Source organism: Paenibacillus sp. MABNR03 (assembly GCF_050455445.1).
Lineage (GTDB): Bacteria > Bacillota > Bacilli > Paenibacillales > Paenibacillaceae > Paenibacillus > Paenibacillus xylanilyticus.
This window is the reverse complement of sequence record NZ_JBCIYR010000001.1, coordinates 1,588,159-1,604,765: the sequence shown is the minus strand read 5'-3', so window position 1 is coordinate 1,604,765 and position 16,607 is coordinate 1,588,159. Positions and strand designations below refer to the sequence as shown.

8 protein-coding genes are annotated in these 16,607 nt (G+C 45.6%); all 8 read left to right on the top strand.

Annotated elements, in window-relative coordinates; genetic code table 11:
- Window positions 1-174: 174 nt before the first annotated feature.
- Window positions 175-1,842 (top strand): glycoside hydrolase family 13 protein, encoded by a 1,668-nt coding sequence (locus AAIH57_RS06775; protein ID WP_430021032.1) that lies wholly within the window; start codon window positions 175-177, stop codon window positions 1,840-1,842.
- Between the two features lie 316 nt (window positions 1,843-2,158).
- Window positions 2,159-3,127 carry a LacI family DNA-binding transcriptional regulator gene (locus AAIH57_RS06770; RefSeq protein ID WP_175398761.1) on the top strand — a complete coding sequence of 323 codons (969 nt, stop codon included), beginning with the start codon at window positions 2,159-2,161 and terminating at the stop codon, window positions 3,125-3,127.
- A 171-nt stretch (window positions 3,128-3,298) separates the two neighbouring features.
- Window positions 3,299-4,255, top strand: coding sequence for an ABC transporter permease (locus AAIH57_RS06765; protein WP_175398760.1), 957 nt, complete (start codon window positions 3,299-3,301; stop codon window positions 4,253-4,255).
- Window positions 4,256-4,268: 13 nt separating this feature from the next.
- Entirely contained in the window at window positions 4,269-5,165 is an 897-nt protein-coding gene (locus AAIH57_RS06760) for a carbohydrate ABC transporter permease (RefSeq protein WP_175398759.1), read from the top strand.
- Between the two features lie 123 nt (window positions 5,166-5,288).
- Window positions 5,289-6,905: an ABC transporter substrate-binding protein gene (locus AAIH57_RS06755; protein ID WP_175398758.1), complete on the top strand. Its 1,617-nt coding sequence runs from the start codon at window positions 5,289-5,291 to the stop codon at window positions 6,903-6,905.
- A 28-nt stretch (window positions 6,906-6,933) separates the two neighbouring features.
- Window positions 6,934-9,402 carry a PfkB family carbohydrate kinase gene (locus AAIH57_RS06750; protein WP_430021031.1) on the top strand — a complete coding sequence of 823 codons (2,469 nt, stop codon included), beginning with the start codon at window positions 6,934-6,936 and terminating at the stop codon, window positions 9,400-9,402.
- On the top strand, window positions 9,399-11,672 hold the full coding sequence (locus AAIH57_RS06745; protein WP_430021030.1) for a GH32 C-terminal domain-containing protein: 2,274 nt from the start codon (window positions 9,399-9,401) through the stop codon (window positions 11,670-11,672). The genes AAIH57_RS06750 and AAIH57_RS06745 overlap by 4 nt, the downstream gene beginning before the upstream one ends.
- Before the next feature lie 164 nt (window positions 11,673-11,836).
- On the top strand, window positions 11,837-16,333 hold the full coding sequence (locus AAIH57_RS06740; RefSeq protein ID WP_430021029.1) for a GH32 C-terminal domain-containing protein: 4,497 nt from the start codon (window positions 11,837-11,839) through the stop codon (window positions 16,331-16,333).
- Window positions 16,334-16,607 lie beyond the last annotated feature (274 nt).

The window sequence follows — 16,607 nt, the reverse complement described above, 5'->3', positions numbered from 1 at the left end:
CTGAAGGAAAGCTGCATCGGAAGCATACGCTTAACACCGGATTTTCCCCTTAGAAAAGGGGAGTCAAAAAATCTGGGGATAACAGCGATCGGAAGATGGTACTGCGCTCGTAGTGCCCTTGTGTGATCGATTAGTGCAGTTTATATCGTGGTTGAGAAAGAAGGATTGCATCAAATGAAAAGAGTATGGTGGAAAGAAGCCGTAGCTTATCAAATCTATCCAAGAAGCTTTATGGATTCCAACGGGGATGGGATTGGCGACATTAAGGGGATCATTTCAAAACTGGATTATATCCAGGATCTCGGTATTGATCTGATATGGATCTGTCCGATGTATAGGTCACCCAACGATGATAATGGTTATGACATCAGCGATTACTGTTCCATTATGGATGAATTCGGCACAATGGCGGAATTCGATCAATTACTGAATGAAGTGCATCACCGCGGCATGAAACTCATCATGGACTTGGTGATCAATCATACAAGTGACGAACACCCGTGGTTTATTGAATCCAGAGCTTCGCTGGGTAACCCTAAACGAGATTGGTACATCTGGAGAGATGGAAAGAACGGCGAAGAACCTAATAACTGGGAAAGCATCTTTGGCGGTTCTGCTTGGGAATATGATGAAGTCTCCGGACAGTACTATCTTCATCTGTTCTCCAAAAAACAACCGGACTTGAATTGGGCAAATGAAGAAGTTCGGAAATCCATTTATGAAATGATGAATTGGTGGCTGGATAAAGGGATTGATGGTTTCCGTGTCGATGCGATCAGCCATATTCACAAAGAAGAGGGCCTTTTGGATATGCCAATTAAAGAAGGCTTCAAATACATCTCTTCTTTTGAAAAGCATATGAATGTCAAAGGAATTCAGCGATATCTGCAAGAAATGAAAGAGGAAACATTATCCAAATATGATGTTGTAACAGTTGGGGAAGCAAATGGAGTAAAGGTAGAGGACCAGGAAGATCTGTATGATTGGATATGTGAAGTCAGAGGGAAATTTAATATGGTCTTCCAGTTCGAACACCTTGACCTATGGAAAAACAGCACAGACAGGCAACTGGATGTTCCCAAATTGAAAAACGTCTTGACCAAGTGGCAAAAATCGCTGGAGGGCATCGGTTGGAATGCATTGTTTATTGAAAATCATGATCAGCCTCGCAAAGTTTCATCCTGGGGAAATGATGCGGAGTATTGGTATGAAAGCGCCACAGCGCTTGGAGCCATGTACTTTTTCATGCAAGGCACCCCATTCATTTATCAGGGGCAAGAAATAGGTATGACGAATGTGGCTTACCCTTCCATAGAGGATTATAACGACGTAGCTGATCGGAATTTATATCAGATCAAACGTGAAGAGGGGATGTCGCATGAGGAGATCATGAGCATCATTTGGGCTTCGAGTCGCGATAACTCCAGAACGCCGATGCAATGGTCTTCGTCAAAACAAGCAGGGTTTACCACCGGTACTCCATGGCTGAAGGTGAATGATAATTACGTCAATATTAATGTTGAGAAACAGCTCCAGGAACCACGTTCCGTCCTTCACTTTTATAAACAAATGATTCAGCTGCGAAAAGAACACGATACGTTGACATATGGTATTTATGAGCTTCTTATGCCGGATCATCCCAGTGTATTTGCATATACACGTACACTGGCAGACCAACAGGTGCTGGTAGTAATCAATCTTACTGGACAAGTCGTGGAGCTTGAGGAAGAAGAGTCTCGCTTCAATTTTTCAGAAATCTGGCTCACCAATTACGATAATGACAAGCTGCCAATGATTTTGCGACCATTCGAAACAATCGTTGGTTTAAGTAATCAAGTATAATTCGGAGATCCCTCTGATATCGAATGGAACAAACAGGAAAGTTTATCTCTAATCCCTGATGGAAGGTGAAGTGCACCCTAAGAATAGACATTGGAATAAACCCTTGGTTTATCCGATGAAATTTTGGGGTGCATTTTTTTTACGCCAACGGTTATTGGTGTACCTCATACAGGTCAGACGTAGACAAGATGGATGGTTGAATATTCATGTTTTCACTGTGTCCTCATAATTTTGGTATCGCTCTCAAAATAAATATTGAAACGTTTCCAACTTGATGTTATTATGATTTTCATAACAGAGCTAAGTGGGGGGTTAGATGTCAAGTATTAAAGATGTAGCCAGTCTAGCTGGCGTAGCTGTTGGAACCGTCTCCCGCGTCATTAACAACTCGGGAGCCGTAAAGCCTGATACACGCAAAAAAGTAGAGAAAGCCATAAAAGAGTTAAATTATTTTCCTAATGAAATCGCTCGTAATTTTAAGATGCAAAAATCAAAGACAGTAGCATTGCTCCTCCCCAGTATATGGAACCCTTTCTTTTCTGAACTGGCTTACTACATTGAAGATGAACTGGATCTCGAAGGCTTCAAGCTTATGCTGTGCAATAGCGGAGGCAAGCCGGAAAAGGAACTCTATTATCTGGATATGCTTCGGCAAAACAAAGTGGCTGGCATAGTCGGTATTACTTACAACGATATTGAAAGCAGTGTGAGGAATAACATCCCGATTGTAAGTATTGACAGACACTTTAACAAGAAAATCACCTGTGTGACCTCGGACAATTATGAAGGAGGACGTCTGGCTTTAAGGGAACTGGTCAAGGCAGGTGCCCGAAAACCGGCCTTTTTGGGAAGCGTCACTTCCGTCTTTAGTGAAACCATGAATCGCAGAAAAGGGTTCGTTGACGAGGCCGAAAAAATGGAAGTCGACTATGTGATCTATGAAAAGCCAGACCCCATTATGGACGACGATGCCTACTTTGACGAGTTCTTCAAAACGCATCCCGATGTGGATGGAATTTTCGCTATTACCGATTTACTGGCTGCCAACTACATTGACAGGGCAGGAAGGATGGGTTTTCGCGTTCCGGAAGATGTTAAGGTCATTGGGTATGACGGGATTCAGGATCATCCCTATTTCCATCCCATATTGTCCACCATTAGGCAACCTGTTGAGGAGATGGCACGAACGACAATCAGACTTCTTTATCAAAAATTCGAAGGGGTAACTTTGGAGAAGGAAGTATATCGATTGCCTGTGTATTTCAGACAGGGTGAGACTACTTAACTTATACAAATGATCGTTAGCGGTGATCTCCTCTAGCGATCAAAGTAAGACCCCGATTCAGTTATCTAATTAGTAGATGGATATGCAGCAGGGATGTTTTTTTAAACTTTAAGTTGGAAACGTTTCAATTAAAATTGGAAACGTTTCAATATATCAACAAAGAGAGGACATATGAGGGTGAATCCAAAAGACTCCGCGAGCTATCAACCCGGAAGCCAAGTGAAACGTAAAACGTGGGCTCGGGTCAAACGTGACTATGAACTGTATCTGTTTCTGCTGCCAATCATCATTATTTATGCCGTATTCAAGTACTACCCGATGTACGGGGTACAAATTGCCTTTAAGGACTTTTCACCAAGTCAGGGAATATGGGGGAGCGATTGGGTAGGTTTTCAGCATTTCATTGATTTTTTTGATTCCTATAACTTCTGGTCCATCATAACAAATACGCTATCGCTTAGCTTCCTGTCACTCCTATTCGGTTTCCCGGTTCCGATTATCATTGCGATCATGCTGAATCAGATGTTAGGCAAGCGGTATAAGAAATTTATCCAGACCGTCATTTATGCTCCGCATTTTATTTCTACGGTAGTGCTCGTAGGTATGCTCCATGTTTTTTTATCGCCCAACAGCGGTTTGGTGAATCACTTGATCACCTGGCTTGGCGGTGACCCAGTTCTCTTCATGGCGGACGAAGGATGGTTCCGACCCTTGTACATATTGTCAGGGATTTGGCAAGAGACGGGTTTCGCCACCATTATTTACCTAGCTGCATTAGCGGGAGTCAATCCGGAACTTCACGAAGCAGCAATTATGGATGGAGCGAGTAAATGGAAACGAGTATGGTACGTGGATATTCCAAGTATTTTACCGACAATCGTCATTTTGCTGATTCTCGCTCTAGGGAACATCATGAGCATTGGTTTTGAGAAGGCGTTTCTGATGCAAAACGATTTGAACTACGCCACTTCCAATATTCTTCCGACCTATGTTTATGAGATGGGGATTCAGAAAGCACAATACAGTTTTTCCACGGCAGTTGGACTGTTCAATTCCGTGATCAATATCATCCTGATTGTCACCGTCAACCGAATTGCCAAAAGATTGACAGAAACCAGCCTTTGGTAAAGGAGAGTTTAATTTGAATCAATTATTGAAAAGAAAAAGCAGAGGGGACATTTGGTTTGACGTGATCAACCTTGTTTTATTGAGCTTGATTATGCTTCTCGTGTTATTCCCGTTGTATTTTGTGTTGATTGCTTCATTCAGTGATCCAAATCAGATCTACTCCGGGAATGTTTGGTTGTTTCCAAAAGGGTTCACGTTAGATGGTTATATTCGAATTTTCAGCGATTCTTCGATTTGGATCGGTTATGCAAATTCCATTCTTTATGCGGGTGTAGGAACGCTGATTGGTGTAGCCGTTACCGTATTTGCAGCCTATCCTTTGGCTCGTAAAAATTTGATGGGCAAATCGGTAATCATGTGGTTTTTGATGATCACCATGTTTTTTAGTGGGGGGCTAATTCCCACATATCTGTTGATTAAGGACCTTCAGATGTTGGATACCATCTGGGCTCTAGTTATTCCAGGAGCCGGCAGTGTTTTCAATGTCATTATCGTGAGGACGTTTTTTCAGTCATCCATTCCGGATGAATTGTGGGAAGCGGCTTCAATTGACGGCTGCTCAAACACCCGATTTTTCTGGAGCATCGTAATGCCTTTGTCAAAATCAATCATTGCTGTCATGGTTTTGTACCATGTGGTTGGTTTCTGGAACGGTTTCTTCGATGCTTTGATTTATATGAATGATGAAAGCAAGTATCCACTTCAGCTGGTACTTCGCAATATCCTTGTCCAGAACCAGGTTAACTCCGGCATGATGGTGGATGTAGAATCATACGCGGCGAAGATGCGTGTTACTGAACTTATCAAATACGGTGTCATCATTGTATCCAGTTTGCCGCTGCTAATCTTGTACCCATTTCTTCAAAAGTACTTTGTTAAAGGCGTAATGATCGGTTCGATCAAGGGATGATATTGACACAGTACTTGAAGGGGGGGATGTACGGGAGATTTATACGTCTCTGCAAACCGGATCCAACAAAGATGAAAAAAGTTGACCAGAGATTGGAATAAATTCTTGGGAGGTTTATGCATCATGAAATCTGTATTTAAAAGTGCGGGAATTTTAATACTGACTGGCGCATTTGCACTAAGTGCATGTTCAGGAGACGGGGGATCGAAGAAACAAACTTCCAACCAACCTGCCGATTTCAACAAAACCGGTCTTCCGATCGTTGAAGAAGCGATTTCCTTAAAAATGGTATCCCCGAAAGCTGCATTAGCACCGGAGTATGCGCAAATGGAAATATTTAAGCGTCTTGAAGAGCAGACCAACGTTAAGATCGAGTGGGAGAATATCCCGGACACTGATTTTGCAGAAAAGAAAAACCTTTTGCTCGCAAGCGGAAATTTACCAGATGCATTTTACGGGGCTGGTTTTACAGATTACGAACTCATTAATTACGGTGAAGACGGAACCATCATTCCTTTGGAGGATTTAATTGAGCAATATGCACCTAATCTGAAAGCGCTTTTAGATAGCAGACCTGATATCAAGTCCTCCATCACAGCACCTGATGGGCACATTTACGGCCTGCCTTCTTGGGAGGAGAACAACCTTGGAACCAACCCCTTCTTCCATGTGATTAATAAAAAGTGGCTCGACACACTGGGTTTGAAAATGCCTGAGACGTTGGACGAATATACGGAAGCTCTGGTTGCATTTAAAACTCAGGATCCAAACGGAAACGGAAAAGCCGACGAGATCCCATTGAGCTTTATGCATATGCAGTGGTGTATGGATATTGCAGGGATTTTCGGAGCGTTTGGACTGCCGGATAATCTGGAGCACCGGGTTGTTCGCGATGGAAAAGTTATTTTTACTGCGACGCAGCCCGAATATAAGGAAGCCCTTAAATATTTTAATGAGAAATGGTATAAGCAGGGATTGATTGATCCTGAATCCTTTACCCAGGACGCAGCGCAGTATCTGGCCAAAGGCAAAACAACAGACGAAACGCTCGGCTCCTATATCTGGTGGGAGGTGGAGGAAGTTGTTGGACCTGATCGAGGAAAGGATTATGCATTGTTGTCTCCGTTAAAAGGATCTAACGGTGCCCAAACCATTGGACGAAGCAATGGGGGGGGCCCCGGTCGTGGTGCGTTTGTGATCACGAAGGAAAACCAGAACCCAGAAATTACGATGCGCTGGATCGATCAGCAGTATGAACCGTACATGGCAGCTCAAATTCATTGGGGCCCGCTGGATGTTGTGTTCGAGAAGGATGAGAATGGGAAATTGGTAAACTTGCCCCTACCTGAAGGGACATCAGCAGGTGAATTTCGTCAAAAAGTGGCTCCGGGCACAGGCGGACCAGGTGTCATTACGATCGACGACTTCGGAAAAGTTGTAGACATGGAGCCTAGGGCACAACAGCGCGCAAAAGATTTGGAAAAATATTACGAGCCTTACATGGAGAAGGAAAGCTACCCGAGTATCTTCTTTGAACCGGAGGAGCTGGACAAAATTAATAGAATTGAGTCCGAGCTGATTAAATATGTAAATACCCAACGAGGTAAATTCATTGTCGAGGGCGGCGTGGATGAGCAGTGGGACAATTATGTGAAGACATTGGAGAAAATGGGATTGAACGAGTTGATGGAAATCTACCAAAACGGGCTGGATCGATATAACGCAACCTTAAAAAAATAATTTAACAAACGATGGGTGGAGAGAAGTTGTGCTTGATGTTATAGCTATAGGAGAAGTGTTGATAGACTTTACGCCAGTTGGTTCTGCTGGGGAAAGCACCGAACAGTATGAGTGTAATCCAGGAGGGGCACCGGCTAACGTAACAGTGGCGCTATCCCAATTGGGAGCCAAAGCTGCATTAATCAGCAAAATTGGAGAGGATCGTTTCGGTTCGTTACTGCACCAAGCCTTGCTTAGCAGTGGGGTTGATGTATCAGGGCTCTCATTTACCGATGAAGCGAATACAACGCTAGCCTTTGTTCACTTGGATGATGACGGCGACCGGTCATTCAGTTTTTTTCGGAAGCCAGGAGCGGATACCTTTTTATCCTCACAAGATGTTCCTTTCGATTTGATCGAGAACGCCAGAGTCCTGCATTTTGGATCATTGTCGATGACCCATGAGCCCGCACGGACGGCAACGAGAGCAGCTGTCGTTAAGGCCAAAGAGGCTGGTGCACTGCTTTCATTCGATCCGAATATCCGTCTTTCGCTATGGGAGACTGAAGAGGCAGCGAAGCAGAATATCCTTTGGGGCTTGCCGTATACCGACATTTTGAAAATATCGGAAGAAGAACTTGGCTTTATCACGGGTACAACAGACATCGAAAAAGGATCTTTGGAACTGCAGCAACAATTTGGGATTCCCTTGATTGTCGTAACGTTAGCAGATAGAGGCTCCTATTACCGGATGACCGCTCATGATGGATATGCTCCAGGTTTTCCAGTAAAAGCCATCGACACGACAGGCGCTGGCGACGCGTTTCTGGGCTGTTTTTTAACCAAGTTGCTGGAAATCGGGAATTCATTAAATCAGCTGACAAAACAGCAAATCATCGACATGTTAACGTTTGCCAATGCTGGCGGTGCAGTAGTAACAACACGGAAGGGAGCTCTCCAATCTATGCCAACGACAGATGAAATAAACAAAATGATAGACTCTAATAAAGAGTTCAAAATGGACAGTTTCAGACCGGGATTTCATTTCTCTCCTTCCTCCCATTGGTTGAATGATCCGAACGGATTAGTTTATTACGAGGGCGAATATCATCTGTTTTATCAGAACCATCCCTTTAGTGCCCAATGGGGCCCGATGCACTGGGGCCATGCCGTAAGTGAGAATCTGATTCACTGGCAGCATGCACCAATCGCTTTGTTTCCTGATGAGCATGGAGCAATATTTTCCGGCTGCTGTGTAGTTGACTGGAACGATAGCAGCGGGCTGTTTGAAGGTCACCATGGATTGATTGCAATCTTTACTCATGCGGATACATATCCGGAGACTGATCAGCCTCGACAACGGCAAAGCTTGGCTTACAGCCGCGATAAAGGAAAAACCTGGCACAAATATGCGGGGAATCCGGTCCTTGCCGAACCTGATCTGGTTGACTTCAGGGATCCTAAGGTATTCTGGCATGCAGAAAGTAAGCGATGGATTATGGTTATAGTCGCGGGGGACCATGTTCGTTTCTATCGATCGGAAAATTTGATTGATTGGGCGCTCGCCAGTGTATTCGGTCAAGAGGAAGGTTCCCACGACGGAGTTTGGGAATGCCCAGATCTCTTTGAATTGCCTATCGATGATACGGGGCGTACCAAGTGGGTGCTTATCATAAGCATAGGGGATAATCCTTCTTGTCCGGAAGGCTCACGTACACAATACTTTATCGGTGAGTTCGATGGAGTGAAGTTCATTAACGATAACTCAGCTGATCACATCATGTGGTTAGATTATGGTCGGGACAACTATGCCGGGGTCACTTGGTCCGATATACCTGAGGAAGACGGACGGCGCGTGATCATTGGATGGATGAGTAACTGGAAATATGCCAACGAGACGCCAACAGGTATTTGGAGAGGGTCAATGACTCTGCCTCGGACCTTGGCATTAAGCTGTCAGGATGAAGGGGTCGTTTTAACCCAAATGCCTGTTCGGGAAATAGAGCAGTTACGGAAAGACCTCATGAGTTGGTCTGATGTCAGAGTGACGGCCGAGACACCGTTTAGTCAAAAAATTAGCGATGATCTGCTTGAGATTGAAGCCGACATTGATATGGGTTCCAGTGACGAGGTACAGATCATCATGAAATCCTCCGGGGAGAGTGAAACGGTTATTGGATATGATTCGATGCGCGAGTGGTTGTTCATTGACCGTACGCAGTCGGGACTGACTGACTTCGATTCATCGTTTCCATGCAACCACGGTGCCAGCATGTCCCAAGAGAACGGGAAGATTAAGCTGCATATCTGGCTGGATCGCAATGCGGTTGAAGTGTATGGGAATGATGGCCTGGTTGTCCTGACCGATCAGATTTTCCCGGACGCGCCAATGGATAGCATTTCTATTATTACGAAATCGGGACAAGCGAAACTGAACCTGCTGCATATCCATGCTCTTCAGTCGATTCATGCTTCTAAAGATGTCATAAAGCAGACATTAAGGAGGGGGGAAATATGACTTTGGGAAATCAGGGGTTGATAATGTCTTGGACCTTTGACGAAGGAACAGGATCCAACACTATGGAGAGCATATCGAAAGTTCGGGATCGTATTCATTATGTTTTTAATCAAGCAGAATTTACCGAACCGTGCGACCCGCAGTGGAGAAAAGGAGTGTTGGGAAATGGACTCCTATTCGATGGTTACTCGACTTATATTGCCCATGCGATTCACGAGAAAGATCCGAACATCACGTACCAGTACCGATCAGAGCTAAGTATTGGAGTATGGCTTGCACCGCGTTCTTATGAATGGGGGTATGAAGGAAAGTTATCTGCCATTGTGAACCACCACAACATGGATCGCAAGCAGGGATATCTGCTCGGGATGTATCGTCATGGCTCTTGGTCCTTTCAAGTCGGTCTGGAGAGTGGGGATTGGAAGGAAGTTTGGGCACCTGACGGACATGAACTTCCCAAGAACGAATGGTCATACGTGAATGCAGTATTTGATGGGAACGAAGGCATCATGAAGCTTTATTTAAACGGCAGTGAAGTCGCTTCGACTGATCTACCTCGTGGTTCCCGGCTGGTCGAGGCGGTAGACACGGAATTGCTCATCGGTAAAAACAATCACAGCAGCCTGCTGGCAGATGTATTCAGCCTTCACATGTTCAGCGGTATGCTTGATGAACTCAACATCTATAATCGGGCTCTGAGCGAGCAGGAGGTGATTGATGCTTATCGATATGTGATAGACACCGACTACGGAGGAGCCCATCCGCAATTAAATGATGAGGATATTCAGCTGGATCGGACGCCGCTGCTACCGGATCGCCATAGACCGCAGTATCATGTCAGCCCACCAGCGCATTGGATGAACGAGCCCCATGCACCGATTTATTTTAACGGGCAATATCATTTGTTCTATCAGCATAACCCCCTTGGCCCGTTTTTTCATCAAATCCATTGGGGGCATTGGGTAAGCAAGGATCTCGTACATTGGCGGGATCTTCCTGTGGCCTTGGCTCCCGAAAAAGATCAGCTCGCTCCGGACGGCATTTGGTCGGGAAGTGCAACTTATGATGCTGAAGGTTTGCCTGTCTTATTTTTCACGGCGGGAAATGACAGTGCTTCGCCGAATCAGAGCGTAGCCCTTGCCCGAAGCACCTATCCCATGGATAACGATCCGGATCTGGTTCATTGGGTCAAACATCCGGAGCCGTTGATCGTGCAGAAGAAAGGAATGGGTGCATTCGGAGATTTCCGGGATCCGTTCGTATGGAAGGATGATGATGGCTGGTATGCCTTGGTCGGGTCGGGGATTGAAGACGAGGGAGGAGCCGCGCTGGCCTTTGTGTCCCAGGATATGCTGAATTGGACGTACAAAGGGCCCTTTTTTAAAGCAGATATTCAAAAGTTCCCTTATCTAGGACCCATCTGGGAGCTTCCTGTGCTTCTTCCTTTAGGTCGTGACCCAAAGGGGGAGAACAAATTTCTCCTGTTAGTCAGCCCTGTGGGACAGGGAGCGGACGTCGAGGTATTCTACTGGATCGGGCAGCTTGACATGCAAGAACTATCATTTATTCCTGATCAAGAGGAGCCTCAGTTGATTGATGTTGGTGATTTTCATTTTACTGGCCCTAGCGGAATGGTAGATCCCAAGACTGGCAGAAAGATCGTATTTACGATAGCACAAGGTGACCGAACGTCGGAGTTGGAATATAAATCGGGCTGGGCTCATAATGGCGGCTTACCGTTAAGTGTGTATTTACGGGAAGACGGACGGCTGGGGATTGAACCCATTCAGGAACTTGAATCATTACGAGGTGCTAAGCGGTTGTCGTTATATGACAAAACATTGGCTGAAGCGAACGAACTGCTGCAGGAGGTCCAAGGCGACATGCTTGAGATTCAAGTGGTAATGGAGCCGGTTAGCGCAAAACAATTTGGAATGAAGATACGTCGTACGCCAGACGGAGAAGAAGAGACCCTTCTGTTTTATGATATGAACGAATCAATGTTCTTGGTAGATCGAACAAACACCACGCTTCATCCGGGAGAAAAGTGCAGAGGTGTGCAAGGCGGTAAGCTTGAACTGCTGGAAGATTATCTAAGGCTTCACATTTATATGGACCGCTCTATGGTCGAAGCTTATGCCAACGGATTAAAAAGCCTGACAACCCGGGTGTATCCAAGCCGTCTGGATGCATTGGGACTTGAGATTTGGGGAGATGGGGAACTGTTGGTTAAATCGTTGGATATATGGGAGATGAAATCCATTTGGTAAACAGAGCGCTTAGGCGCTCCTTACCCTTTGGGCAATCTGATCTAAGACCCATTTATGGAAGCGTTCTATTCTTACTCTCCTTTATGCTTCATGATTATTCTTCCTTGTAGAAGGGGAGCTGTCAAAATTCCGGTGAATATAAAATCGTGAAGGAGAGCTCTTGAATGAAATATGAAAGTACAAGAAGAACCTGGATGATAAGAATGATCATATGGACAATGCTTCTCCAGCTTGCTGTACCTGAAATATCAATGGCAGCCGAAACACATGCAGAGGTGGGGCAGCTTCCGACGACAGAAACGGAACTGTCCGTTATGGATTCCGTCTATCAAATTCAAAATCCTGGGTTTGAATCAAAGGATTTGACGGGGTGGACGGTAGTCAAGGGCAATGCTTTCGGCGAGAACAGCGTATCGGACGAAAAGGTTTGGTGGGCGGAAGAAATACCATACAACCAGGAAGGCGATTATCATTTAAACGGTTGGAGGTATGATGAATCAGCAACTGGTGTGCTTCGCTCCAGCACTTTTGAGCTTGGCGGCAGCGGCTGGATCAGCTTCAAACTTGGCGGTGCGAAGAACCCTGACAAGGCATATATCAATATCGTGGAAGCCGGGACGGGGCAAGTTATTGGCAGGTATGGCAACAGCGCTTTTGCTGACGTTGGTTTCCCGGATCCCACACAAGGCCTGCGGTTAGCTAATATGGAGCAGTATAAGGCAGATCTTTCCGAATATTTGGGCAAGAAGCTGTATGTGGAGATCGTCGATCATGCAACCACGGACTGGGGAGTGATATTTGCGGACGCATTCTTCATGTATCATGAATCCGAGCCTGATGAAGGAATTATCGCCAAGGATATCAAGCCTGATTTCAAACGCTATCAGATTGAAAATCCCAGCTTTGAATCCGGGGACTTAACCGGATGGACGGTTGTCGAAGGTGAGGCATTTGGTCCGAACAGTGTATCGGACGACACAACCTTTTGGGATGAACAAATCCCGTACAACCAGGAAGGCAATTATCATTTGAACGGCTGGCAATATAATGAGGCTGCGACCGGTGTGCTTCGTTCGAGCACCTTCGAGTTGGGCGGAACAGGCTGGATTACCTTCAGACTGGGTGGAGGCAAGAATCCGAATCAAGGGTATGTGAGCGTCATTGAAGCGGATACGGGAGACTTGATTGCCAGGTACGGTAACAGTGAATTTAATGAATCCGGGTTCCCGGATCCTGCGCAGGGTCTGAGACTGGCGAATATGGAATTATATAAAGCCGACCTGTCCAAGTATATTGGAAAGAAATTGTATCTTGAAATCGAAGATCATGCATCATCCGATTGGGGACTGATATTTGCGGATGCCTTCAATACCTTCAGTGAAACCGTACCGGATGAAGGTGTCATGGCAGAGAACATTATCCCGGCCGAAATCACAAACCGCGGTTTTGAAACCGGAAATTTGGATGGCTGGACAGCTGAAGGTACTGCTTTTCAAGTAACCCAGGAAGCTCAAGCCGGTAAAGAAGGGAACTTTTTTGCCAAGTCTTCTGCGGAAGAACAGGGCTCCATAACTTCTAATACTTTTATCATGCAGGGAACCGGAAGCATTACCTTTACGGTTTTGAATATCGACGATCCGGAGGACGCTTACGTCGCAATTTATGATGCGGGCACAAATGCGTTACTTAAAAAGACCGGGGATGTTAGTGCGAACGAAAAAGTTTCCTGGAACATGCAGGAACACTACAATAAGAAGCTCTATGTCAAGGTTGTTGATCAATCCAACCAAGCCAGTATTGCGGTTGATGCTTTTCAAGCTCATGGTAAGGGGACCATCTTCTATATGAGTCTTGATGAAGGCACAGGAAAGAAGGCGCTTGAAGAAGTAAGCAATCGGGAGCATGATGTGAACTATGTATTTAACAACGCCAGATACATGGCCTCGAAGGATCCGAGATGGACTCCGCGCGGAGTCAAAGGCGGCGCCTTGCTGTTTGATGGATATTCAAATGATATTGAGATCAATACAAAGGATATCATACCTGTAAGCGATGCGTTTACGCTTGAAGCTTGGGTCGCCCCGCGAAGCTACGAATGGGGGGACGGGAACAAGCTGTCTGCGATTGTAAACCAGTCAGATCAGGATAAAGCCGAAGGCTTCGCGCTTGGCATGTACCGACACGGCACATGGTCGATGCAGGTCGGGATCGGCGGCCAGTGGATTCAGGTATGGGTAAAGGATCACCCGCTCGAAAAATACAAGTGGAATTATGTGGCCGCTACCTTCGATAAGAAAGAAGGAATGATTAAGTTATATCTAAACGGTGAGGAAGTGGCTTCCCAGGCAACACCAGTCAACGTCCCGATCACACCATCTGGAGCAAGTCTGATTATCGGAAAAAATAATAAACCGGTAGAATTGGCTGGCTTGTTCTCCTACAATATGTTCAGCGGACTCATTGATGAAGTGAAGCTGCAGAACAAAGCCCTTACCGCTCAGGAGCTGCTAGCTGAATACGACGAGGTGACGTCGCTTCACGGGGGCGCAGTTCCGGTAATTCCGAATGGTGACATTGATGAAGACCCAAGTGTGTTTGATGGAGATCAGCACCGCCCCCAGTACCATGCGATGCCTCCTCAAAACTGGATGAATGAAGCGCATGCACCGATTTATTATAACGGTAAATACCATTTATTTTATCAGCATAACCCGCAGGGTCCGTTCTGGCATCAAATCCACTGGGGACATTGGGTTAGTGACGATATGGTTCACTGGGAAAATGTGAGACCAGCTCTTGCTCCTGAAGCGGGCACCCTTGATCCTGACGGCGCATGGTCGGGCAGTGCAGCGTATGATCGCGATGGAAATCCCGTTCTCTTTTATACGGCCGGCAATGACTCCTTGTCTCCGAACCAAAGAACAGGGCTTGCGACCCCAGCGAATGTATCGGATCCTAATTTAGAACAATGGGTGAAACATCCCGCGCCAGTAACAGAGCAGAACGGGAATGGCATCCATAACGAGTTTCGTGATCCATTTGTATGGTACGACGAAGAGGTCGATAAGTGGTATCAGTTAGTGACGTCCGGCCTTGAAGATTTCAGTAGTGGCACAGCTTTGGTGTATGTGTCCGACGATATGTACAACTGGGAGTATAAAGGACCTTTATTCATTAGTGACAGAAACCAGTATCCAGAGCTCGGTACGGTATGGGAACTTCCCGTATTACTGCCGTTAGGCAAGGACAGTACGGGTAAGCAAAAGCATATTTTTATGATTAACCCTCATGAAAAGCCGGAGCATGTTCCTCCTGCGACCGATGTGCAAAGAGACGTTGAGGTCTTTTACTGGATTGGCACCTGGGATCGGGATAATTTCAAATTTATACCTGACCAGGAGGCTCCATCTAAATTGGACGTGGGTGATGGCTATTTAACTGCAGAGAGTGGAATGGTCACACCTGACGGAAGAACGGTTGTTTATTCCATGGTTCAAAATGTAAGAACACCTCAAGCTGAATACCAAGCTGGATGGGCCCATAATTTAGCATTGCCGATTACACTTAGCCTGGATGAACAAGATAAATTGCGGATCGAACCCATACAGGAATTGCAGAGTCTTCGGGGAAATAAAGTGGTTGATTTTGCAGACAAAAACCTGGAAACCGCCAATCAATTGATCCAAAATGTCAAAGGCGACATGCTGGAGATTGTAATGGAAATTGATCCCGGCGAAGCCCGGAAATTCGGCCTCAAGGTGCGGCGCTCCGATAACGGCCAGGAGGAAACACTCATTTATTACGACAAGACAAACGGGACTTTTAATGTGGATCGCACGAAGAGCAGCATTGACCCGGATGTACGTGTGGACGGCATTCAAGGCGGATATGTGGATCTTGACGGAGAAAACTTGAAGCTGCATATTTTTCTTGATCGTTCAGTTGTCGAAGCCTTTGCCAATTACAAGAAAAAGCTGACAACCCGCGTCTACATTGGCAGGTACGACTCCTTGGGATTGCAGGTCTGGGGCGACAACGATATCACTGTCAAGTCGATGGAAGTATGGAATATGAATGCCTTAACAGGGGAAGCGGCTGCTCCGGTCGATGTGCCTGATCACTGGGATAACTCGGTGTATACCGATATTACAGAGTTGCCTAACCATGATTTTGCTGCAGGTGACTTAACTGGCTGGATAACCGAAGGAGACGCCTTCTCGGATGTTCATGTGACAGATACCCCGTTTTTCTGGGACACCATATATTTTAATCCGTCGCAAAAAATTCCGGGTGGCTATCACTTATGGGGCTTCAACGAGGAAGCCGGAGGTGACAGCTTAACAGGAACGCTAAAATCACAGAATTTTGTCCTTGGCGGGAACGGTAAAATCAATTTTTTGGTTAGCGGCGGGCGTGATATAGATAAACTGTATGTTGCACTGGTCCGGGTATCGGACGGTAAAGAGTTATTCAAAGAGACTGCCACCAATTATGAAGAGTATCAACGGAAGATGTGGGATGCGTCGGAGTACATCGGTGAGGAGCTTTACATTAAGGTGGTTGATCAATCCACAGGCGGTTTTGGTCATATTAACGTCGATGACTTCAATGTACCAGTTAAGGTGAACAATTTGACGGGTTTAACCGTTACTTCGCGATAAACCAAGAATCGAAGCCGTTAGTTGAAATTCAAAAACGGTTACAAATTGATGATAACGGGATAGTTCAAATGATAACCCTCAGGAACGCAATAAGGCGTCCTGAGGGTTTTTGCGTAAATTTAAGGTTCCTGTAAGGTTAGGTTTAACACAGTGTAAGCTGCGGTCTTTAATATAGAATTTACGACCTTTTCAGCAGGCAAACAGCTGAGCAGAGCTGAAAAGAAATACTCCATAAGGTGAATCCAGATCTAGTCCATTCAACACATATTAGAGG

Bases quoted from the DNA above. Each gene is read 5' to 3' on its own strand.
- AAIH57_RS06775 (WP_430021032.1), top strand. From the start codon at position 175: ATGAAAAGAGTATGGTGGAAAGAAGCCGTAGCTTATCAAATCTATCCA.
- AAIH57_RS06770 (WP_175398761.1), top strand. From the start codon at position 2,159: ATGTCAAGTATTAAAGATGTAGCCAGTCTAGCTGGCGTAGCTGTTGGA.
- AAIH57_RS06765 (WP_175398760.1), top strand. From the start codon at position 3,299: ATGAGGGTGAATCCAAAAGACTCCGCGAGCTATCAACCCGGAAGCCAA.
- AAIH57_RS06755 (WP_175398758.1), top strand. From the start codon at position 5,289: ATGAAATCTGTATTTAAAAGTGCGGGAATTTTAATACTGACTGGCGCA.
- AAIH57_RS06745 (WP_430021030.1), top strand. From the start codon at position 9,399: ATGACTTTGGGAAATCAGGGGTTGATAATGTCTTGGACCTTTGACGAA.
- AAIH57_RS06740 (WP_430021029.1), top strand. From the start codon at position 11,837: ATGAAATATGAAAGTACAAGAAGAACCTGGATGATAAGAATGATCATA.